The sequence below is a fragment of the Metabacillus schmidteae genome, from assembly GCF_903166545.1.
Taxonomy (GTDB): domain Bacteria; phylum Bacillota; class Bacilli; order Bacillales; family Bacillaceae; genus Metabacillus; species Metabacillus schmidteae.
Map to the genome: position 1 here is coordinate 130,251 of NZ_CAESCH010000001.1, position 23,741 is coordinate 153,991.

Annotated in this window: 20 protein-coding genes and 1 pseudogene; 3 read left to right on the plus strand and 18 right to left on the minus strand. The window is 38.4% G+C overall.

Annotated features, from left to right (window positions below):
* Positions 1-147 precede the first annotated feature (147 nt).
* On the minus strand, positions 148-897 hold the full coding sequence (gene nfsA, locus HWV59_RS00625; protein WP_102230508.1) for an oxygen-insensitive NADPH nitroreductase: 750 nt from the start codon (positions 895-897) through the stop codon (positions 148-150).
* A gap of 68 nt (positions 898-965) precedes the next feature.
* Positions 966-2,174: an MFS transporter gene (locus HWV59_RS00630; protein ID WP_175637832.1), complete on the minus strand. Its 1,209-nt coding sequence runs from the start codon at positions 2,172-2,174 to the stop codon at positions 966-968.
* A 376-nt stretch (positions 2,175-2,550) separates the two neighbouring features.
* Here HWV59_RS00630 and HWV59_RS00635 point away from each other — a divergent pair, with 376 nt between their 5' ends.
* Positions 2,551-2,832, plus strand: coding sequence for a spore morphogenesis/germination protein YwcE (locus tag HWV59_RS00635; protein WP_175637833.1), 282 nt, complete (start codon positions 2,551-2,553; stop codon positions 2,830-2,832).
* 218 nt (positions 2,833-3,050) lie between these two features.
* Here the strand turns inward: HWV59_RS00635 and qoxD are convergent, their stop codons facing one another.
* The 12 genes from qoxD to HWV59_RS00695 form a co-directional block, all read right to left on the minus strand.
* Entirely contained in the window at positions 3,051-3,335 is a 285-nt protein-coding gene (qoxD, locus tag HWV59_RS00640) for a cytochrome aa3 quinol oxidase subunit IV (protein WP_102230510.1), read from the minus strand.
* A 2-nt stretch (positions 3,336-3,337) separates the two neighbouring features.
* Positions 3,338-3,934 (minus strand): cytochrome aa3 quinol oxidase subunit III, encoded by a 597-nt coding sequence (gene qoxC, locus HWV59_RS00645; RefSeq protein WP_102230511.1) that lies wholly within the window; start codon positions 3,932-3,934, stop codon positions 3,338-3,340.
* Positions 3,935-3,936: 2 nt separating this feature from the next.
* Positions 3,937-5,880, minus strand: coding sequence for a cytochrome aa3 quinol oxidase subunit I (qoxB, locus tag HWV59_RS00650; RefSeq protein ID WP_102230512.1), 1,944 nt, complete (start codon positions 5,878-5,880; stop codon positions 3,937-3,939).
* Between the two features lie 105 nt (positions 5,881-5,985).
* Entirely contained in the window at positions 5,986-6,924 is a 939-nt protein-coding gene (qoxA, locus tag HWV59_RS00655; protein ID WP_175637834.1) for a cytochrome aa3 quinol oxidase subunit II, read from the minus strand.
* 399 nt (positions 6,925-7,323) lie between these two features.
* Positions 7,324-7,764: an SRPBCC family protein gene (locus tag HWV59_RS00660; protein WP_407941605.1), complete on the minus strand. Its 441-nt coding sequence runs from the start codon at positions 7,762-7,764 to the stop codon at positions 7,324-7,326.
* Positions 7,765-7,820: 56 nt separating this feature from the next.
* Positions 7,821-9,998 (minus strand): DNA topoisomerase III, encoded by a 2,178-nt coding sequence (locus HWV59_RS00665; protein ID WP_175637835.1) that lies wholly within the window; start codon positions 9,996-9,998, stop codon positions 7,821-7,823.
* Positions 9,999-10,144: 146 nt separating this feature from the next.
* Complete coding sequence (locus tag HWV59_RS00670; RefSeq protein WP_175637836.1) at positions 10,145-10,987, minus strand: STAS domain-containing protein; 843 nt, start codon at positions 10,985-10,987, stop codon at positions 10,145-10,147.
* Positions 10,988-11,007: 20 nt separating this feature from the next.
* Positions 11,008-11,640 (minus strand): response regulator transcription factor, encoded by a 633-nt coding sequence (locus HWV59_RS00675; protein WP_102230557.1) that lies wholly within the window; start codon positions 11,638-11,640, stop codon positions 11,008-11,010.
* Positions 11,633-12,679 (minus strand): sensor histidine kinase, encoded by a 1,047-nt coding sequence (locus HWV59_RS00680; RefSeq protein ID WP_102230520.1) that lies wholly within the window; start codon positions 12,677-12,679, stop codon positions 11,633-11,635. The genes HWV59_RS00675 and HWV59_RS00680 overlap by 8 nt, the downstream gene beginning before the upstream one ends.
* Positions 12,676-13,410, minus strand: coding sequence for a cell wall-active antibiotics response protein LiaF (gene liaF / locus HWV59_RS00685; protein WP_175637837.1), 735 nt, complete (start codon positions 13,408-13,410; stop codon positions 12,676-12,678). Before liaF ends, HWV59_RS00680 begins: the two co-directional genes overlap by 4 nt.
* 98 nt (positions 13,411-13,508) lie before the next feature.
* The gene (locus HWV59_RS00690) at positions 13,509-14,156 is read right to left on the minus strand and encodes a PspA/IM30 family protein (RefSeq protein ID WP_102230522.1); all 648 of its coding nucleotides are present in this window, start codon (positions 14,154-14,156) and stop codon (positions 13,509-13,511) included.
* 22 nt (positions 14,157-14,178) lie between these two features.
* Positions 14,179-14,526, minus strand: coding sequence for a lmo0954 family membrane protein (locus tag HWV59_RS00695; protein ID WP_175637838.1), 348 nt, complete (start codon positions 14,524-14,526; stop codon positions 14,179-14,181).
* A gap of 262 nt (positions 14,527-14,788) precedes the next feature.
* On the opposite strand from HWV59_RS00695, the pseudogene HWV59_RS00700 reads away from it, so the two are divergent.
* Both HWV59_RS00700 and HWV59_RS00705 read left to right on the plus strand, forming a co-directional pair.
* A pseudogene (locus HWV59_RS00700) lies at positions 14,789-16,299 on the plus strand (FAD-dependent oxidoreductase).
* A 127-nt stretch (positions 16,300-16,426) separates the two neighbouring features.
* Positions 16,427-16,576, plus strand: coding sequence for a hypothetical protein (locus HWV59_RS00705; protein WP_175637839.1), 150 nt, complete (start codon positions 16,427-16,429; stop codon positions 16,574-16,576).
* A gap of 305 nt (positions 16,577-16,881) precedes the next feature.
* Here the strand turns inward: HWV59_RS00705 and cobA are convergent, their stop codons facing one another.
* The 4 genes from cobA to nasC all read right to left on the minus strand — a co-directional run bounded on the left by cobA (position 16,882) and on the right by nasC (position 23,717).
* The gene (gene cobA / locus HWV59_RS00710) at positions 16,882-18,309 is read right to left on the minus strand and encodes a uroporphyrinogen-III C-methyltransferase (RefSeq protein WP_175637840.1); all 1,428 of its coding nucleotides are present in this window, start codon (positions 18,307-18,309) and stop codon (positions 16,882-16,884) included.
* A 78-nt stretch (positions 18,310-18,387) separates the two neighbouring features.
* The gene (nirD, locus tag HWV59_RS00715) at positions 18,388-18,711 is read right to left on the minus strand and encodes a nitrite reductase small subunit NirD (RefSeq protein ID WP_175637841.1); all 324 of its coding nucleotides are present in this window, start codon (positions 18,709-18,711) and stop codon (positions 18,388-18,390) included.
* A 306-nt stretch (positions 18,712-19,017) separates the two neighbouring features.
* The gene (gene nirB / locus HWV59_RS00720; RefSeq protein ID WP_175637842.1) at positions 19,018-21,429 is read right to left on the minus strand and encodes a nitrite reductase large subunit NirB; all 2,412 of its coding nucleotides are present in this window, start codon (positions 21,427-21,429) and stop codon (positions 19,018-19,020) included.
* 155 nt (positions 21,430-21,584) lie between these two features.
* Entirely contained in the window at positions 21,585-23,717 is a 2,133-nt protein-coding gene (gene nasC, locus HWV59_RS00725; RefSeq protein ID WP_175637843.1) for an assimilatory nitrate reductase catalytic subunit NasC, read from the minus strand.
* Positions 23,718-23,741 lie beyond the last annotated feature (24 nt).

Genomic DNA, 23,741 nt, shown 5'->3' on the forward strand with positions numbered 1-23,741 from the left:
TCTATCTTTTTTGCCATTATACTATATTTAGCAGTCTTACTATAGGAAATCTAATAAATTAGAATAACTCGCCTTGTATGCGTAAGCCTTTGTTTTTCTTAATGTACAAAAAAGCCAGATGCATAAAAGCACCTGACTATAATAGATTTATCGCTTATTAAATCCTTTTTTCTCTACAAATTCTTTCATATACATTCTAGTAGGTTTTGATAATAAGCCTGCCATTTGACCTGTCCAAGTGTCTTTTCTTTCACCATTCGTCCGCTGTTCATAGTATTCAGAAATTTGTTCGTCATACTCTTTTAACTGATTGATATACCTGGTTTGATCTTGTTGATATTCATCTTCATGATACACATGCTCAAGCGGCAGTCTTTGCTTTTGATCCGGCTGCTGCGCAGGATATCCGACCGCAATACCGAATACAGGAAGAACATGTGCAGGAGTTTTTAATAAACTTGACACTTCTGATAATTGGTTTCTTAGACCTCCGATATAAACAGCACCAAGACCAATGGATTCAGCAGCGAGCACAGCATTTTGCGCTGCAAGAGCTGCATCAATCACAGCTACCATAAATTTTTCCGTACTCTCCAGAACTTCACTCGCATCATGATTATATTGACCAGCAATTAATTGATGTCGGTGCAAATCGGCACAAAAGACAAAGAAATGTCCATTTTCCGCTACATATTTCTGGCCACCTGCTAACTCTGCCAGCTTCAGCTTTTTTTCTTTATCCTTTACACCAATAATCGAATATGCCTGAATAAAGCTTGAAGTAGATGCTGCCTGGGCACTTTGAACGATTACTTGAATTTGTTCGTCTGTTAATGCTTTATCCTCAAATTTGCGGATGGAACGATGATTTAATATCGTTTTAATTACATCATTCAAGGTTATTGCCTCCTTTTTTCTATTATAAAAAGGATAACTCTTTTTCCTCTCATCACATACTAATCTGCTTATATTAATTCTTTCTGCTTTGTTTCTTCACCGAGCAGTAACACAGCTAGAGCTCCAATAATAATGGATATTGCAAAAATTAGAAAGATGATGTTGATTGAATATTCAGCTGCTACTAAATATCCGACAAGTAAGGGTCCTAAAATTCCACCAACTCTTCCAAATGATGCAGCTAGTCCTGCTCCAGTTCCGCGCACCTCTGTTGGATAGTGCTCAGGTGTATAGGCATAAAGCGCACCCCATGCCCCTAGGTTAAAGAATGACAAAAAGATACCTGATGTTAGTAATAATGGTAGAGTATCAGCATTTCCGAAGAAATAAGCACTAAAGGCTGTCCCAATTAAAAACGTAATGAGGACAAATTTTCGACCTGCGCGTTCAATTAGGTATGCAGCAACAAAATAGCCTGGAAGCTGGGCAAGTGTCATGATAAGCACATACTGAAAGCTTTTTATTAAGCTAAAGCCTTTTAACACCATCACACTTGGTAACCAAAGAAACATACCGTAATAGGAAAATACTACGCAAAACCATAGAATCCAAAGCATGGCTGTTTGTTTTACATAAGGCTTAGCCCATACCTTGGAAATTTTTGTGAACGGGGATTCCTTTTGTTTCGTCACACCAACCGCTTGAAATCTTGGAGAGTCCGGTAGTTTCATTCTTAAATACAATGCATAAAATGCTGGTAGAGCACTTAATAAAAGTGCAGCTTGCCAACCATATGTAGGGATAACGAAATAAGAGATTAGTGCAGCGATTAACCAGCCACCAGCCCAAAAGCTTTCTAATAAGACAACAACTTTTCCACGTTCATTAGCAGGAACACTTTCAGACACTAATGTAGATGCAACCGGAAGCTCTCCTCCTAACCCGGCACCAATAAAAAACCTTAAAATAAGAAACAGTGCATAGGAGGTGACAAATGCAGAAAGACCACTTCCCACTGAGAAAAGTAACAGAGTAATAATAAATACTTGCTTTCGGCCGACTTTATCAGCCATTAATCCAAACACTAAAGCTCCTACTGCCATTCCAATTGAATTTACACTGCCGATCCAGCCCATTTGGGAAGAAGTTAAATTCCAATCCTTTTGAAGAGCTGCAATGATGAATGAAAGAATTCCGACATCCATAGCATCAAACATCCATCCTAATCCTGCAATACTTAGAAGCTTTCGTCTGGAAATTTCCTGAGTTGTTTTCATGTAATCCACCTTTCCTTAAGGCTTTTCCAAGTATACTTCCATGTTTCATCTTTATCATACGGGGAAACGTATAACTAGTAGTACAAAGAAAGTGCATGAAATGTAAAAGAAACACGACAAGTTCTTGAGTAAAACCTGAATCTTACTTACTTACAAAACATATACTATTTACTCTCCATCTTCACTTATACTCTAAACAAATTCTTGTCGTCAATGTATATTGCTTAACATGCCAAAATCTTTTTTACTCCATGCACTTTTCTCTTTATTTCTTGTTGGCAAGTATGTTATAGTAATTGTAACAAAAAGTTCACAAAATGTTACTAATTAGGACACAGACTTGTAAGCGATACCAATGTTAAGGGAGTGTGTCAAAATGGATGTATTTTTTGCTTATTTATTAATAGGAACAGCAACCCCATTGTTTTTATGGAAGGAAAATAGAAAGCTTGCTATATTACAAGTACCACTTATTATTCTGATGTGGACAACATTAATTCTCTATATGTACTCTGATTTCGGAACTGGCCACCTTGTGTTTGGATCAATGTTCATTTTTAATATCGTTGCAGCACACTTAACTGTTCTTTATGTTCTTTGGAAATCTGAACTACCGGAATTCTTACAAAGCAGAACTGACGAGAACTATATTCATTAAGAACAAAAGCGCAAGCGCCTTGATTAGCCCCGACAAGCATAAGCCCCAAATGAATAGAAGACGTTCTTTGTCTTCAATTCATTTGGGGCTTATGACCTCGAGGGGCTAGGCGCTGGAGCTGGATGTCGAAGCGCTTAGCCCCAGTTCAAGAATTTTATAATTTTTTAAACGATAAAAAAGGGTATGACTCTCAATTAGAGTCATACCCTTTTTTGCTTTTAGCCCATATCCCAAACCATTGCAAGCAGTGTACCAAAAATAGTCACTAACGCAATGATTACTCCGTAGTAGATGTTTGTATAAATAGCCGCTCTGTCTTCCGTTTCACCTGCGTGCATGAAGACAACAAGCTGAAGACCTGCTTGTATGAATGCTGTTACAAGAAGTACAGTCATCCCTACCGGAAACGACATATCAAAGAAGTAAACACCAAGTGCAACGACTGTAAGGACTAATGAAAAAACAAATCCCATAACTTGTTTAAGCGGAAATAATTCGCTCATGTTTACATCATTCCTTTCAGATAGATGAAGCTAAAGATAAAGATCCAAACTACATCTAGGAAGTGCCAATAAAGTGAAAAGATAAACGACTTATTTGCTGTTTCTGGAGTTAATCCACGTTTTTTCACTTGCATTACAATAAATAATCCCCAGAAAAACCCTAGTGTTACGTGGGCACCGTGCGTTCCTAATGTCGTTAATAAAATTGACGTAAAGCCACTTACTCCAATACCTGCTCCCTCATGAGCATAATGAATAAATTCATATATCTCAATACCTAAGAACCCTAATCCTAAAATAAGTGTCACGACAAAGAAATTAATCATTGCCTTTACTCTACCAAGACGCATGGCATGGATACCAAGACCGATCGTAAAACTACTTGTTAAAAGTAAAAGTGTCTCAAGAATAACAGGCGTGATAACGAAGATTTCTGCTCCGTCAGGACCTGATCCTGTACGATTATATAATGTAAAGTAAGTTGCGAAAAGTGTTGCGAAAAGCATGATTTCCGCACCAAGGAAAATCCAAAATCCAAAGATCTTTAATTGATTTTCTTCTGTACTATATTCAAGTGGAAGCGAGTTATCAATTTTCATGTTTAAGCACCTCGCAATTCTGATTCAGTTTCTTCAATTTCTTTAACAGGAATATATCGACCATGATCTTTTTCGAACGAACGAAGTGTCATAAATACGAAAATCCCAATTGTTGTTATAATAGCTGGAATCCATAAGCTAAAGATCAGCGAGAAGCCCCATACAAAGAAGAAACAACTCATAATGAATGGCATACCACTGTTATTAGGCATATGAATTTTCTTATATTCACCTTTGAATAGTTCATGACCGTGTTTCTTCGCATCCCAGAATGCTTCGCTTGTTTTCACTTCAGGTACAATTGCAAAGTTGTACTCTGGAACTGGAGTGTGTGTAGCCCACTCAAGTGTACGTGCATCCCAAGGATCTGAACCGATATTTCTTGGTGCATAACGAATGCTGTAATAGATGTTATAAGCGATTAACGCAAAACCGATCATCATAATTCCGGCACCGATAAATGACACCATATTTAATGGACCAAATCCAGTTGCTTCTGAATATGTGAAGCTACGACGTACTTGACCGTCTAAACCAGTAATATACATTGGGATAAATGCTAGGACGAAACCGATAGAAAGTAACCACGCTGTCCATTTCCCAATTCTTTCGTTCAACATAAAGCCGAACATTTTCGGCCAGTAATATGTTAATCCAGCAAGCATAGCGTACACTACACCAGGAATAATAACATTGTGGAAGTGAGCAACTAAGAACATTGTATTATGGTATTGGTAGTCAGCTGCAGACATTGCAAGCATAACCCCTGTTACCCCACCTAATGTGAAAAGCGGGATGAATAGCATTGAATAAAGCATTGGCGTTGTCATACGAATTTTACCTTTTCGCAGTGTGAACAACCAGTTAAAGATCTTAACCCCAGTCGGTACAGCAATCGCCATTGTTGTAATAGAGAAAATACTGTTTGTAAACGCACCTTGACCCATTGTAAAGAAGTGATGCGCCCATACTAAGAAAGAAAGAAGAGAAATTAACACCATTGACCAAACCATTGACTTGTAGCCATATAGGTTACGACCTGAGAATGTTGAAATAATCTCACTATAAAGACCGAATGCCGGTAAAATCAAGATATATACTTCAGGATGTCCCCAAACCCAGAACAAGTTCGCCCAAAGCATATCCATACCACCGTTATCGATCGTAAAGAAGTGGGTTCCAAATAGACGATCCATTGTTCCCATTGCAAGTGCAACTGTTAATACAGGGAAAGCAAATACGATAATTAAGTTTGCAATAAGCGCAGACCAAGTGAACATTGGCATTTTCATTAATGTCATACCAGGTGCTCTCATTTTCATGATCGTCGTAATAAAGTTAATACCCGTAAGCAGGGTTCCGATTCCGGCGATCTGTATCGCAATCATATAATAATTCGTTCCGACAGATTTACTGAATTCCTCACTAGCCAGTGGGAAATATGAAGTCCAACCTGCATCAGGTGATCCACCGACAACGAATGAAATGTTAAATAACATAGCTCCCATAAAGAACAACCAGAAGCTTAAAGCATTCAGACGTGGAAATGCAACATCACGTGCTCCAATTTGCAGTGGAACAACTAAGTTCATGAAGAACATGATAAATGGCATTGCCATAAATAGAATCATAACAACACCATGAGTTGTAAAAATCTCATTATAATGCTGTGAATCTAGTAATGTATTATCAGGAACGGCAAGCTGTGCACGCAACATAATCGCGTCAACGCCACCGCGGAATAACATAACTAACGCAGAAATTAAATACATAATACCGATACGTTTATGGTCAACAGTCGTTAACCATTCACGCCATAAATAACCCCATTTTTTAAAGTATGTTAATCCAGCAAGGATTGCAATCGTTGTTAATCCAATCGCAACCATTGCTGCATAGATCGCAAAACTTGGATGAGGTACGGCAAAACGATCAAAGAAATCCATACGTTTGTGACTCCTTTCGGAAATGAATTATTTGTAAAGAAGAAAATGTTTAACGGACAAGTTTTTCTTCATTAGAACAAGTTAAGCTTAGTGATAAGCCAAATTTTAATGATTCATGTGTTCATGCTCTGATTGAGACATGTCTTCATGTTCTGAATGATCATCGTGAGATTCCTCAGTTTCTGCATCAGAAGCTTCTTCTTCCTCAGCTTCACCATGATGATGTTCATTCGGAGGTGAGAACTCTAAATGAGTTCCAGTATATGTTAACTGCCCAAGATGACCTGGTTCTAACAGCTCTGAAAATTCATCTTTTGTAAGAGGGTCAGCTGTTTCTTTTACTTCATCAACCCACTCATCAAATTCTTCCTGAGACATCGCTGTTACATTAAATGTATTTTCAGCAAATCCAGCACCACTAAAGTTAGAGTTACGGCCCATATACTCACCTGGTGCATCTGCAGCTAAATGAAGTGTTGTAACGTGATCATTCATCGCATACTTCTGTCCACCAAGCTGCGGAATCCAGAAGCTTGTAATCGGTCCGTGTGAATACAATTTAAATTCAAGCGGACGATCAGTTGGTATATATAAGTAGTTAACTGTTTCAATATTTTCTTCAGGATAGCTAAAATGCCATTTCCAATCAGAAGATGATGCATACACAACTAAAGGCTCTTTATCTCCGTAGCCTTCCGGCTTTGCCTCTACAATATAGTTACTTTGAACAGATACAAAAGAAAGATAAGCAACAATTAAAATTGGTACACCAACACAAATCGTTTCAACCCATACATTCCCGTGAATATGAGGCGGCTCATAATCATCAGGCTGCTTAGAAGCACGATATTTTACTAGCATGTAAATTAAAAGTCCAAATACAACAAGAACAATAAATAGCATAATACCCATTGTTAACAGAATGTCACTTGCTAGTCTTTCAGCCTGAGGCCCCTTTGGATCCAAAACCAATAACGGCTCACATCCAGATAAAACAGCAGCAATTGTTAACATAATCGCAAACAAAGACCATTTTAATTTCATAAAAGTACTCCTTTCCTTTATGCATAGACACACTAGGATCTATACTATAGTTAGTTTGACTAACCACTAGCTAAAATGTTGTGAATTGCTTTTGTGAAGAAATGAACATAGTGAAACTCACATATACGCGAGTAACACGTAATTCAATACCCACATCATAGCAGAGGACAAACCTGAAAGGTATATTTTTTAATTTTTGTCATGTAACGTTCAACGGTTGATCACGATTTTGTAATAGTTTCTTCATAAAACGTTCACTTTTTTGGAAATAATATTGCTTACATGGATAGATAAAGGATTGTTTGGGGGTTATTTCTTACTTTTTATGGATAAATGATAATCTACCATTCGACACATTTTGCTTACATTTATTACTAGTCCAATTCAAAAAGACCGCATTCAGCGGCCCACTCTCTCTTCAGCAATCTTCTTAATATACCGATTTCTCTTAATTAAAAATTCTTTCATATACTGCTCTAAAAACAGTCGGTCCGCAAGCTTTCCAATAATGCCGAACGGGGAGGTGTAGTCGAATGTGTCGACCATAAGAGTGCCGGTTTCTTTTTCAATAAATTCGTGTACGTGGTAAAAACGTTTGAAGGCTCCTTTTTCCATTTCGTCGACGAAACGGTTAGGGAAGTCGAATTCAGTGATTCGAACGGTTAGGTTTTGCTTAACCCCAAAGTGTACAGCTTCCCAGGTGACGGTTTCGTTCAGTCCGATGAGACCGCTTGTTACACCACCGATGGCACGTTCATTTGTTTGGCTTGTGGACTCGGTATGAATATCGATATCACGCGCAACATCAAAGCAAATGTTGCGCGGTGCATATATAAACATATCTGTTTTAATAATTGGCACGTTGGATCTTCCTTATCTTTAGCGTTTCACAGTTGTTATTCTTTAAGATTCAACTTTGCTAACGCATCTGCTAATGCGTTATTTGAAAAGTTATCATCTTGCTTTTTCATGTAATTTGAGACTTCACGTTTTGATACCTTACTATTTTGATTCTTTTTACGTCTTTCCTGGAAGGTAGACATTTTTTCGCGGTGGCCGCATTTACAAACAAATAGTTGACCTTCTCCTTGGCCTCGTAACTCTAACTTTTTGTGACAATTTGGACAGCGGGCATTTGTCACCTTTGAGATACCTTTTCGATAACCGCATTCACGATCCTGGCAAACATGCATTTTACCTTTCTTTCCGTTTACTTCCAGCATTAGTTTGCCACATTCAGGGCACTTGCTTCCTGTCAGATTATCGTGCTTAAATTTCTGTTCACTATTTTTTATTTCATTTACTACTTCTTTCGCATATTGCTTCATTTCGTTTAAAAAGACTTGTTTTGGTAGAGCACCTTTGGAAATTTTCGTTAGCTTTTGCTCCCATTCTGCTGTGAGAACAGGTGACTTTAATTCTTCTGGAACCAACGTTAAAAGCTGCTTACCCTTTGATGTAATGAAGAGTTCTTTGCCTTTTTTCTCTATTAAAAAACTACTATACAGCTTTTCAATAATATCAGCTCTTGTTGCAACGGTTCCAAGTCCGCCTGTTTCCCCAATCGTTTTAATCAGATCCTTGCTTTCACCTGCCATGTATTTTGTTGGATTTTCCATAGCTGAAAGTAGTGTTGCTTCATTGAATCTGGCAGGCGGCTTTGTTTCTCCAGTTGTTTTGGAGATAGCTCTTAACGAAAACGTATCACCTTCTGATAAAGCTGGAAGTGTTTGATCATCTTCACTGTCTTCGTCTACATGGTCACTGTATACTTCTTTCCAGCCTGGAGAGATGACACGCTTTCCCTTTGCCAAAAACGATTCATCACCAATTTTAGCTGTCACAACTGTTTGTTCATATTGATAAGCAGGTGAAAGAACAGCAACAAAACGTTTAACGACAAGGTCATAGATTTTCCGTTCTTTATCTGATAATGCACTTAATGGTACAGATTCTTCTGTCGGAATGATGGCGTGGTGATCTGATACCTTTTGATCATCTACGAATGATTTATTTGCTTTAATAGGCTTGCTTAAAATCTTTGCAATAGCTGGTGCATATGGTTTGATCCGGCACGCTTCAAGGCGATCCTTTAAGGTTGCTACAATGTCGCTTGTAATATAGCGTGAATCTGTTCGTGGATATGTTAACACTTTATGCTGTTCATAGAGCTTTTGCATAATGGAAAGTGTTTCTTTTGCTGAATAACCAAACCGCTTATTTGCATCTCGTTGCAGCTCGGTTAAATCGTAAAGAGCAGGCGAATATGTCTTTTTAGGCGTAACCTTCACATTGACTATCTTGGTCTCTTTTCCTTTTAGCTGACCGAGCTTTCTATCAATCGATTCGGCATCAAATGATTTCGTATCGTTTGTCTTTGCATCCTGCCAGGTGAATGATAGTCCCTTCTCGGTTACAGCTTTGATTCCATAAAATTTCTTAGGCTTAAAGCTTCGGATTTCTTCCTCGCGCTGAGCAATCATCGCTAATGTTGGTGTTTGGACACGTCCTGAAGATAGCTGTGCATTGTATTTGGTTGTGAGCGCACGTGTTGCGTTTAAGCCAACAATCCAGTCTGCTTCTGCCCTTGCTACGGCTGATGCATAAAGATTTTCATATTCTTTTCCACTTTTAAGCTTGCGGAAGCCTTCTTTAATCGCTTTATCTGTGACAGAAGATATCCAAAGTCTTTTAATTGGTTTGTTTACATGAGCTTTTTCTAAGATCCATCGTGCGACAAGCTCCCCTTCACGCCCTGCATCTGTTGCAATTACAATGTCACGCACATCCTTGCGCAATAACTGTGATTTGACCGTTTGAAATTGCTTACCTGTTTTTTTAATAACCACTAGCTTAAGCGGTGCGGGCAGCATTGGCAAATCTTCCAAGCGCCATGATTTATATTGATCTCCATAGCTTTCCGGATCAGCCAATGTCACAAGGTGCCCAAGTGCCCATGTAACAATATACTGATCTCCCTCAAGAAAACCATTTCCTTTCTTATGACAATGTAACACTCTAGCTAAATCTCTCCCAACAGAAGGTTTCTCAGCTAGAACGACTGTTTTACTCATCGAAACATCCTTTCGTAACTACATTCTGTTTCTATTATAGATGAATTCGGGACAAAGGGACAGGTTCCTTGTCCCACGGGGTGGGACGAGGAACCTGTCCCTGCGGACCATAAAGTAAAAAACGCAGAACACTCGTTCTGCGTTTTTTACTTTAATGCATACAACTGTTCCAACGCACTGGCTAATGATGCAGTTGTTTTAATTTCTCCAAAATCAAGACCAAGCTGGATAGCTGTTTGGGCAATTTCTGGTCTTATTCCAGATAAAATAGCAGTAATACCCAGTAATTGCAGTGCTCTTATTAAACTAAATATTTCCTGTGCTACCATTGTATCGATAATAACAACACCTGATAAATCAATACATAAGTAATCAACATCCAAATTAGCACATTGTTTTAATGTATTTTCTATAATTAATTTTGCTCTTGCCGTATCAATATCTCCTATTAGAGGAAGCAGAGCTACTCTGTTTTGGAGAGAGATAACCGGTGCACTTAGTTCATTAATGACTTCCTTTTGTGCCGCCAGTTGTCTCATCGTATTCTTATGAGCTTGATCAATATAAATGTAAATAGATAATTGGCAGATTTTTCTCACCTTTTCTAACCAAAGGAAAAGTCTGTCAACATCGATTTTATCTATATTTTGTTTGTAGAAATTCTTTATGTAGGTTATATAAACTTCCTGTGTTCTACCAAACTCCCTAACAACGTAATGCACTGGCGTATCCAGATGTTTCTGGTCTCGGGCTAATTCTTCCGACCATTCTGTAAATTCCTTGAAAAACTGATCTTCTTCTTTTTTGAAAATCCTATGTAAACGTAGAAAATAATCTTGATTTTGCTCCTTTAAGGCTTGGATAACTTTTGGATCTCTTGAAGAATAAACAGAATTGGGATCTTCATCCTCCACAAGATGATACCAATCCTCTGTCATTTGCCAAGAGTTTTCTACTAAGTAATTATATAGCTCTATATTTCTATGCATATGCTGTCTCTCCTTAGTATTTATTTTACAAGTGAATGTTTAAATGCATAAATAACCGCTTGTGTTCGGTCTTGTACATCAAGTTTACTTAAAATATTACTCACATGTGTTTTAGCTGTTTTTAGCGCAATAAATAATTCATCAGCGATTTCCTGATTCGTTTTTCCCTCAGCCATAAGCATTAAAATTTCCATTTCCCTGGAGGTTAGTTGATCGTGCAGATGAACCGCATCCTTTTGGCGCATTTTCATCATCATTTTCCCTGTTACCTCAGGCTCCAGTATAGATTGTCCATGAAAGGTCGCCCGGACTGCATTCGCAATTTCACTTGCTTTTGATGTTTTTAAAAGATAGCTGGTTGCACCTGCTTCAAGAGCCGGGTATACTTTTTCATCATCAAGGAAGCTAGTCACAATAATAATTTTTGCCTCTGGCCATGCATTCATAATTTCCTTGGTTGCTTCGATTCCATCCATTTCGTTCATGACTAAATCCATTAAAATCACATCCGGACGAAGCTCCAGGCATAGTTCTACACCTTTACGTCCATTATCAGCTTCACCGATTACTTCAATATCGGGCTGTGCGGAAAGGTAGGATAGAACTCCGATTCTCACCATTTCATGATCATCAACAAATACGACTTTAATCATTTTCTTCACCCCACTCTCCTGCCAAAATTGGAACTTTTACCTCTAATCGTGTTCCATTATTTTTCAAGCTTACGATTTTCATTGATCCACCAATTTCTAATGCTCGTTCATGCATATTTTGCAATCCATAGGATCCTGACTTTCCTTCTTCCTGATCAAATCCTATTCCATCATCTGTCACACGCATGATCACAAATTCGTCACGCTTTATAAGCAGCACATCCAAAGTTGTTGCTTTCGCATGTCGCAATGTATTGGAAACAGATTCTTGTAAAATTCGAAATAGATGGTCCTCTACCCCTTTGTCTAACGGTATCGGTTCTACCTTCCATTTTATATTCATTGTGACCTTCTGCATAAGTTCTACTAAAAGCTCCTGAATTCCTTCTTGAAGTGATTTTCCTTTTAATGCAACGGGACGCAAATGAAGTAATAACGCTCTCATTTCAAGCTGTGACTGATGAATAGTTGCTTCAATCATTTTCAGTTGTTTCGTTTCCCAGTCATCAGATATCGGCTTTGACTCTGTAACAGCTGACATCATCATTGATGCAGCAAATAACTGTTGGCTAACTGAGTCATGAAGCTCTCTTGCCAGCCGATTTCTTTCCTGGGAGACCATTTCCTGAACTCTTCTTTCCTGATCTTCCGCTTTTTCATTTGCAATTTTTTGTGATAATTTTGTTTGCTCCAGCATTTGTTTCTGGATTTTTGTTAGTTTTGTTTTTATTTCCTGAATATCCGGTAATGGGTGTTGTTCGGTAAGAATCGGCTTTCCCTTTGAAACCTCTTGAATATCTAGGTCAATAGATCGCAGATGTTTCTTCCAACTAAATCCCGTAATAAATCCAAAACATACACCCGCTAAAATACTAACACTTGGTACAATATAAATAAACGGTAAGTCCATTACTTTACGAGTCCATAATTCTCCCCACTCATCGAAAGGAAAAGCCATAAAAAACAGAAGAGAAAAGATAACAAATATAATGAGGGTAAAAATGGCGCTGCTGATAATTTGCCGCTGAACCATGCTCATACTCTTTTCACCTCAAGCTTTCCCGAGATTGCTGAGGTGAAGAGCTTAATCTTTTGGTCAGCCTCTTTATATTGTGCTGTCTCGTAGATAACTGTTTCATTCACGACCCGCTGTTCGGCCTCTTGAAAGATCGTAATAGATCCCGCAATTGTAGAATGATGGATATGAAGTTCCATCTCATAAGGGACTAACACTTGAACATTCCCAACTAGGCTTCGAATGACAATAACCGCTTCAGCAATCGGCAATACAGTGTCACTTAAATCAATGACCGTATTTCCTATCCCGACTTGGATATTAATATCATTCCATTCATATGCATGCTCCGGCGATTTTTGGCTGGAAAAAATCTTATTCTCAAAGATTTTTTTCCGTTGAATAAATTCACCGTTATTACTTGTTTCTTGAGACTCAATGATAATCGGTTTTACTTGCTTAGGGTTTTTTTGTGTTTGAAAAAAATGGACAATAAGATATATAACCAATACAAATAAAAAATAGCGAAGAGTAATCATATTAAGTACGGTACCAACGAACCAAATCCATCCGCCCCAGTACAGGAGCTTCCCTAAAAAGCGCGGTCGCCATTTCCGTCCTAAATAGATACTTCCAATGGAGAGAAGAAAGGTGACAATTAATCCACCGTTAAAAAATAATACTTCTAATAGAAGGAGGAGAAATCCTATTAAGATGATCCAATTTAAATAGTCTGAATTTATATTCTTAAGCATGTGGTATTCCTCCTTCCTTTTTTCTGGAGAGTTAATTGAAGTTTATACTATGTGAAAAAGGCGCAGTGACCTACGCCCTTTTAGAATACCATGTTGTCTTATGAAATTGCATTTGTTTCTTCTGTTTTTAGTTGTTTTTCTAATTGAGCAATTCGTGCATCAATTGTACTGCGGTGATAGTCTTGGTTCACTTTTTGTTCAAGGCGATCCAGATAGCTTTCCATTTCCTCAAAACGAGTGAAAGCTTTCGTTGAAAAACTGCCCTGATCTACAACTTTATTCATACGGTGATGTGCTCGAGCTATATTTTCTCTGCCCATCAGTTCCATTCTTTTTATATGCATATCCTTTACCTTATGCTTCATTTCCTCATACTTTTGTTCAAGCTCTTCAAGTTGACGTGTGGTTTGCTGACGTGACTCTTCTAAACGTGCAACTCTTTCCTCATAATGAGATTGTTCTCTTAAAGCAAATTCATATAGCTCTGTTTCCCCTGCTTGAAGTGCAATTTCAGCCTGGCGTTGACGTTTTTCTGCTAAATGAACTGCTTCATTGTATTCACGATTGAATTCGTCTTTTAATAAATATTGTCTTTCAACAAGCTTACGTACCTTTTCTGTTTCAGCTTCACATTGTCTTAAGTAGTGGTTTAGAACTGCGATCGGATTTTTTTGCTCCTTTTGATCTAAAGCCTCATGTAAATCTGCTGCAATGGTTTCCTTTAATCTTGTAAAAATGTTTGCCATAATATATCTCTCCTTTTTTGAATTATAAATTTCCTTTTAAGTCATTCCATTCTTTTTCAAAATTAGTGAATGGGTCAGAGCTTTCTTTAACCTTCTTTGATGGTTTATTCCAGTTTTTATACACTATATATAAAACATAGATAGCCACAAAGCCTAAAACGGCTGGAAGGTTAGACGCTGAAGCAAACAGTGCAATGACTCCAACGATTGCACAAACAACTTTTGTAAACGTTGAATCAGTTTTCAAAAATCCTTTGTACGCATAATACATGATGAGAAGACTTATCCCTAAGGCAATCATTGGTGCCAGATTTGATAGCAACACCATAACGGCCACCCCACCAAGTAATACATAACCAAACTTCTTCATCTTATTTCCTCCTTTTCTTTTCTCGCATAAGAGTTTTTGCTTTCTTATGCTGTGGTCCGTTTCTATGTCTTTATCTTACCTACATTTTCATTTCCTCAAAACGAGCGCCAGCTTTATTTTCATCTAAGACTTGAGACGTAGTGAGGGTCAGGCTCATATAAATGCATACATGTTTTTCTATCAATGGGAAAAAATGAATAAGAAGAATGCAGCGTGAAGCAAAGGAGGCAGTTTGATGACAGAAGAGTTTCCACAAGGACAGATGCCACATGAGCCGGAGCCGTTTTGGAGAGAATCTACTCAAGTTCATTCTTTTTCTCCTTTGACGATTGATACGGAAGTCGACGTCGCAATCGTTGGGGGAGGTATTACCGGAATTACAACAGGATACCTGCTTTCAAAGCAAGGAATGAAAGTCGCTATTTTGGAAGCTGATCAAGTTCTAAATGGTACGACCGGGCATACAACTGCTAAAGTAACAGCCCAGCATGGATTAATTTATGATGAATTCATTCAACACATGGGAGAAGAAAAAGCCAAGCAATATTATCAGGCAAATGCTGATGCACTTAAGTTCGTTCGCCAAACGGCAGGCGATCTTCAAATCGATTGTGATCTAACTGAAGAAGATGCCTATATTTATGCAGTTAGTGATGAATATGCTAAAAAAGTCATGAAAGAATACGAGGCTTACCAAAGACTTGGCATACATAGCGAATTTGTTGAGAGCATTCCTTTTTCCATTGATGTGAAAGGTGCTTTGGTAATGAAAGCACAAGGACAATTCCATCCTCTTAAATACTTAAAAGTGCTTGTGGATGAAATTGTGAAGGCAGGTGGTGAAGTCTATGAACAAACAACTGCGATTGACATAGATGAAACAACACCAAAGCCAATGGTCATTACGCGTGAAGGCCGTCGAGTTGCATGTAAATACGCAATAGCCTGCTCTCACTTTCCATTCTTTGATGGAAAAGGATTTTATTTTTCGCGCTTGCATGCAGAACGTTCATATATTTTAGGGATTACAGCAAAGCAGGATTACCCTGGAGGAATGTATTATAGTGCAGATTCACCAACCCGTTCCCTGCGATATACGCCAATGAACGGGGAAAAGCTCATATTAGTTAGTGGAGATGGCCATAAAACAGGTCAAGGTACATCCACATCAAAACACTACAAAGCACTTGAGCAATTCGCTGAGGAAGTGCTCGGAATTGAAGAAATCAAATATAGATGGTCTGCCCAGGATTTATACACATTAGATAAAGTACCTTATGTTGGACCAATTACCTCTAACAAACCGAATATTTTTGTCGCAACAGGATATCGAAAATGGGGTATGACAAACGGAACCGCAGCTGCACAACTTCTTGCAGATCTTGTATTAGAAAAGGAAAATCCATACAAAGAGCTCTATAGTCCTTCACGTTTTTATGCAATCCAAGCATAAAAAAATTCCTCAAGCAAAACCTCGATGTTGCAGGTCATTTAATTGAAGGAAAAATCGATATTGCTGATAAACGGATTGAAGACATAGGCAATGATGAAGGTTCTGTTGTTGTTGTGAATGGCAAAAGAGCAGGTTGTTACAAAGACCAGGATGGAAATATTAACCTTGTTGATACTACCTGCACGCATATGGGGTGTGAAGTAGAGTGGAATAGTGGTGATCGTTCATGGGATTGCCCTTGTCATGGATCAAGATTTTCAGTGACAGGAGATGTGATCGAAGGACCTGCGAAGAAGCCGTTGAAGAAGGTAGATATGTGATCGATGGTATTCGATTGAACTAAGAATGTGAATTTTTAACAATGAAAAAGTTCCTTCTCTCTTCATGTTCTTCTCCGATCTGGATAAGCTAAAACTAACATCAAGAATAAGGAGATGATGACACATCATGAAGAGAGAACATAATAACAAAAATCAATCACAAGCTTATAAAGGAAAAGTATATCAACGAAAGTCCGAAGCATTGTCAGAATATAACATTACCACTACAAATCAGCCGCTTCCACAGCCAAAGGATTATGAAGAGATTGAGTATTGATCCCCATTTTTCTTATCCTAAGTCATGAAGGACAGTATATTCCTTATTTCTTGAGTTTTGTCCTTCATGACATTCTTAAGGACATTTATATGTTTAATTTTCCCTATTTTGTTCTTCATCCACTGTATGAAGGACTTTTCTCTCTTTGTTCTCTGCTATTTTGTCCTTCACATCCACTATATGAAGGACTTTTCCCCTCTTAATTTTTCCTACTTTGTCTTTAAGCTATCCCAAACCAAATGAACACAAAAAAGCAGCCCAATTTAACTTCAATCAGACTACTTTCAGCTTACTTATATATTTTTCTACAAAGACTCAACCAGTACTTCTCCATCCGATTCCTCCACAGCAAAACCATACTTTTCTAAGGTTTCACGTGCTTGAGCCGTTTCGCAAACAAAGGAAACTGTTTGATTTATTTCTTTCGGAGATATTCCATACTGAGCCCCTTTTTCCATAAGAAGATCAACCGCTTCACTTGATGAAAACACGATTGTTGTCAAAGATGCATCTTCTAATGATCTTTTTATAATGGTCTCATATCTACCATCAATGCTGGTTTCATATACAGAGATGAAATGGATACCATCCAAGCTAGAATAATCCTTTTTTTGTTCTTCGGATCCAATAACAAGGAGGCTTCCTTGATGGTCCATCGTATCCACATGCTCAGCATATAACCCTTTTTCTTCAAGCTTAGAGATCGCTAAAGTATTTTGACAATAAAGCTTTGCCTGGATTTGACGTATATCCATTTTCTTCTCTTTTAGCTGGTTAAAAAAGGCCTCCACACTTTCTCTGGATAAAAATAACATACGTTCGTAAGCAGGGAGTAAATTCAAAACAGCAGATTCGATCAACTTTTCTTTAGTGATCCATCGAGGAAATTCAATCACGTCTGCTCCTTGTTCCATCCATTCACTTGTGCGATTTACATCCTCAGCTTTTCCTCGAATATAGAGAATTTGCTTTCCAAATAACGGGCGATTTTCAAACCATTTCACTTTATCCCTTGTTGAAACAATATCGCCCACTAATGTAATCGCCGGATTTTCTATCTTTGCCGCGCGAACTTTCTCTACAATAGTAGAAAGTGTTCCAACTACGTTTTGTTGACGGCTCCACGTTCCCCAGCGAATAATGATAACGGGCGTATCAGGCGATTTACCAAACTGGATAAGGTTTTCACAAATATGCTCTAAATTGGAAACGCCCATATAAAATGCAATCGTCTGAACACCTCTTGCTAATCCTTCCCAATCGATATCCGGTTTGCCATTTTTCGATTTATCATGAGCTGTAACAACAGCAAATGATCCAGCATAGTCACGGTGTGTTACGGGAATACCGGCATATAATGGTGCAGCTATTCCTGAAGTGATACCAGGCACAATTTCAAATGGAATTTGGTGTAAAGCAAGCTCTTCTGCTTCCTCGCCTACTCTCCCAAAAACACTTGGATCTCCACCTTTAAGCCTTACAACTGTATGACCTGCCATTGCCTTTTGAACTAAGGTTGCATTAATTTCATTCTGTCTCATGAAGTGACGTGTTGGAAGCTTCCCACAATAAATCAGATCACAATGTGCTGGTGCGTCGTCAAGAAGAGAGAAATTCACCAGTCGATCATAAAGGATAACATCCGCTTTTTTTATGGCTTCCCTTCCTTTTACCGTAATTAGCTCGCGATCACCTGGACCTGCTCCAACCAGGTATACTTTTCCTACACTCATTCCCTCGTCCTCCCTTAACTTTATTTATTTTTAAGTAAGGGAAGATTGTTCTCTTACTTTCGCTTTTTATTTATACCTTTAAACTAACAGAAAGACCTCTCCATCATCAATAACTGTTTCATATGTTTTGACACAGCCGAAATCCGGTTCTTGTACTTTTCCATCTTCAAGGCAGATTTTCCAGTCATGCATTGGGCAAAATACATGCTCACCACTTACAATCCCTTCACTTAGCACTCCGCCTTTATGAGGACATTTATTTTCTATCGCTTTTATTTTACCGCTTGAAAGTTTAAAAACTGCTACTTCTTTGTTCTTTTCTAGTATAACCGTTTTTCCTACTCTTTCGGGCAAATCATTTAATGCTCCTACATATATCTTTGCTTTTGTTAATTCCTTCATGTGTTTATTCCTCCTTGAGGGAATATTTTGATATTTATAACCATTTTTTGGATAGGCTGTTTTTAACCCTTGTTTCTTTGTAACTAGTATTGCTGTTGGTTGATTTTCGCTACAGGATGCTCGCTTTCCGTGGGGTGGGCGGTGAGCCTCCTCGACGCACAGCGCCTGCGGGGTCTCACCTGTCCCACAATTCCCACAGGAGTCTCGCACCTTCCGCTCCAATCAACCTAGAAAGTTTTTGTCTAAAGTACCAATTCACAGGAAAAATACTTTCTAAAAGTACAAAAAAGGGTTAATAAGTTCCTCTTAAGACATCTCCACGGTCTCAAAAAGTTCTTTTGTTGTTTTCTTATCTTCAATAATTTCTTTCCAAGGATCTTTGTAAACAGATAATGTTTCGTCCATGCGGGCATTTAGCTCGATACGTTTTTGTTTATCATCTAGAACAGATTGGACATGTGCTAGGCCTACGCGGTCTACCCATGCAGATGTGCGCTCTAAGTAATTAGCTGTTTCACGGTAATATTGTAGATAAGCACCTGTGATTTCCATTGCTTCTTCATCTGTTTTTACTTTGTATAATAAATCTCCGCCTCGTACATGTGTGCCACCATTACCGCCGATATAGATTTCCCAGCCGCCATCAATACCAATGAATCCAATATCTTTAAAGCCTGATTCTGCACAGCTTCTTGGGCAGGCAGAGACAGCCATTTTGACTTTATGCGGTGTTTGTAAGCCTTCAAATTTCTTTTCAAGGCGAATACCCAAGCCCATTGAATCTTGTGTTCCGAAACGGCAGAATGTTTCACCAACACATGTTTTTACCGTACGTAATGATTTTCCGTAAGCATAACCTGAATTCATATCCAAATCTTGCCATACTTTTGGCAGATCATCTTTTCTTACACCGAATAAGTCAATACGCTGTCCACCTGTTACTTTTACTAATGGAATTTCATACTTTTCTACAACATCTGCAATTCGGCGCAACTCACTGGCATTTGTTACACCGCCATACATTCTAGGTACAACTGAATATGTTCCATCTTTTTGAATATTTGCGTGCATACGTTCATTTACAAATCGGGATTCTCTTTCATCTTCGTATCCAATTGGATTCACCATTGCTAAGTAATAGTTAAGTGCCGGACGACATTTTGAGCATCCTTCAGATTCCCAGCCGAGTACATTCATCACTTCTTTTATATGCTTTAATCCTTTTGCTCGAATTTCTTCTACTACTTCGTCACGTGATAATGTTGTACAACCACAGATTGCTTCTTTTTGTGAGGAAGCATCAAAGTCAGATCCAAGTGTATATTGAAGGACATCTGCAACTAATGGTTTACATCCACCACATGAACGGGAGGCACTTGTACAACCCTTAATTGCATCAACTGTTGTACAGCCTTTTTCTTGGATTGCTTGAACAATCGTCCCTTTAGACACTCCATTACATCCACAAATAATTTCATCATCAGCCATTGATGCGACTAAACTTTCACCAGCTTCTTCTCCAATCGGCTGAAGGATGCTGATTTTCTCTGTATCAGAAATGTCTGCTTCCTTCTTAATCATTGAAAATAAGCGACTACCCTCTTTGCTATCCCCGAATAAAACCGCCCCAACAATTTTATTTCCTCTTAAAACAATCTTTTTATAGATACCATCTTGTTCATCGAAGATTTTCAGAGATTTCTTGTCATCGCCTTCCATAAAGTCACCAGCGGAGAATACCTCTACTCCGGATACCTTTAATTGCGTTGATAATACAGAGCCTTTATACCCGTCAGTAGCCTCCCCGCAAATATGTTTGGCTAAAACCATGCCTTGTTCATAAAGGGGGGCTACCAGGCCGTATGGAATTCCGTTATGTTCTGCACATTCACCGACAGCATACACATTTGGAATAGTTGTTTGTAAAAAGTCATTAACGACAATCCCTCTATTTACATCAAGACCACTCTCAACCGCTAGTGAAATATTCGGCTTAATTCCTACCGCCATTACGACTAAATCTGCTTCAAGGTGACTTCCGTCCTTAAACTTCAATCCTTCTACACGATCTTCTCCATATATCTCAGCCGTACTAGCTTCTAATAAGAACTTCATTCCCTGCTTTTCTAATTCTTTTTGAAGAAGCTTACCTGCTGTTTCATCTAATTGACGCTCCATTAAAGTTGGTGCAATGTGAATAACAGTGACATCCATTCCTAAGTTTAGAAGACCGCGTGCTGCTTCTAATCCAAGTAATCCCCCACCAATAACGGCTGCTTTTTTATACTTTTTAGAAGCATCAAGCATAATATCTGTATCTTTAATATCACGAAATGCTGTTACCCCTTCCTTATCTGCACCAGGTAGAGGCAGGATAAATGGAACAGATCCAGTTGCTACGATTACTTCATCAAATGGTACAATTCTTCCTTTGTCCGAACGAACGACCTTCATCTCTGAATCAATTTTTGTTACAGTTTCACCTGTATAAAGGGTAATATTGTTTTCTTCATACCAATCCCAATCATTTAGGGTGATATCTTTTACTTCTGTGTCACCTTGTAAAACTTTTGATAAAAGAATTCTATTATAATTCGGATGCGGTTCCGTTCCAAAAATGGTGATATCGAATGCATCCTTAGAGATTTTTAAAATTTCTTCGATTGCTCTTACTCCGGCCATTCCGTTTCCTATTAGCACAAGCTTCTTTTTATTCAAGTGAATTTCCTCCCCTTGGAAAGTTTCTTTCACTATATCACGGTTAAATGAAATATTTTATATACATGTTAGTTTTTCTGACATAGTTTATTAGAATTAATAACATGGCTAAATAGACAAAAAAAAGAGAAAAACCAGCTACTAACTGATTTTCCTCATATTTGTTTAATATTCACCGTACTAACTTTAAACCCGGGCATTTTACAATTCGGATCTAAGTCCTCTCCTACAAGCATGTTCACGTTTTGATCTTCTGCCCAGTGGAATGGAACAAATACAGTATCTTGTCTAATTTTTTCAGAGATTTTACTTCTCACCATAATTTTTCCTCGTTTTGAGGCAACAGCTACAAGGCTATTTGGTTCAATTTCATATTTTTTAGCTGTGTCAGGATGGATTTCAAGATATGATTCAAAATTCCTTGCTGCAAGTGCTGAACTTTTACGTGTTTGCACTCCAGTTAAATAGTGTGACATGATTCTGCCGGTTGTTAAGTACAATGGATAATCATCACATGGTTTTTCCTTTGGTATTTCTGATGTGTTCGACACTGGGATCAAATTAGCTTTACCGTTCTGTGTTGCAAACGAATGTTCAAAAAGCCTCTCTGTTCCTTGATGATCTAATTCAGGACAAGGCCAAAGAATACCCTGCTCTTTTCTAATGCGCTCATAGGTAATGCCATAGTAATCAGCGATTCCGCCTTTACTCGCCTCTCTCAATTCATTAAAAATATCTTCTGCTTTTTTATAAGGAAAGTATTTTTCTTTTCCTAAGACTTTTGCAATGTCACAAATAATTTCCCAATCATTTTTCGCCTCACCTGGACACGGGCGACTTGCTTCACGCAGAGTGACTCTGCCTTCTACATTTGTCATTGTCCCTTCATCTTCTAAATAAGAGGATGCGGGTAAAATTAAGTCGGCAAATTGGGCAGTTTCAGAGATAAACATATCAAAAGCGACTAAAAACTTTAATTTCTTTAGCGCTTCTTTCACAAAACTTGCATTCGGATTAGAGACAACCGGATTAGAGCAAACGAGAAACATTCCCGTGATTTCTCCATCATTTATCTTTTGAAACATCTCGTAAGCTGATACACCTTTTCTTGGCAGCTCGTCTTTGTCGATTCCCCATACTTTGGCAACATGTGCACGATGCTCTTCATTTTCAATTAAACGGTATCCCGGTAATTGATCTGCCTTCTGTCCGTGCTCCCTTGCTCCTTGTCCGTTCCCTTGACCTGTTATGGCACCATAGCCTGAATATGGTTTTCCAATTTTACCTGTTGCGACAATGAAGTTTAGGAAATTTCGTACAGCAACTGTTCCATCTATTTGCTGCTCAACCCCTCTAGCTGTGAAAAGCATACCAGATTCTTCAGAGGCAAATTTTGTTGCGGCTGTTCTTATTTGATCCACCGGGACACCTGTCAGATCAAAAATCTCGTCTAATGATAGTGATTGAACATAGTCCCTAACCTCTTCAAATCCAGTTGCACGTTCTTTCACAAATGCTTCATCTACTAAGTTTTCCTCAATGATCACTTTTAGGAAACCATTTGCCAGCGCAGCATCCATCCCGGGCTTCACTTTCAAATGCAGATCAGCCAATTGTGTTGTTGGCGTTTCTCTTGGATCGATCGCAATGATATATGCCCCATTTTCCTTCGCTTTTTCAAAGTATGGCATAATTGTCGGCTGACACTCGGCAATATTTGTTCCCGCTAACAAGATGACCCTTGTGAAGGGGACTTCTTTTAACGTATTTGTTAATCCGCGATCCAAGCCAAAAGTCTGATTTGCCGCAGTTGCCGCAGCAGACATACAAAGGCGGCCATTATAATCAATATACGGAGTCTTTAAGCCGACTCTGGCAAATTTCCCAAGTATATAGGCTTCTTCATTTGTTATAGAGGCACTTCCATATATCGATAATGCCTCATACCCATCAACTGCTTGTATTTCTTCAACGTGTTTCTTTATAGTTGCAAGGGCATCTTCCCATGAAATTCGCACAAACTCTCCATTTACTTTTAGCAACGGATGGAGAATACGATCTTGATGGAACGGATGCTGGTGGGCATTCATTCCTTTAATACATAAGCGTCCTTGGGATGTTGGGTTGTCTTTCCCTATTGTTTTATAGGTTTTTCTCGAGACAACAGATTGTTCGATTAACTGCATTTTGCATTGCATACTACAAAACGGACATTGAGTATCATAAACTTTCTCAGATTGGACTTCTTGTTGCTTTGTTCGGAAATATTTTAATAACAAATCGGTCAAGATAGATCACCTCTTATTCTATTA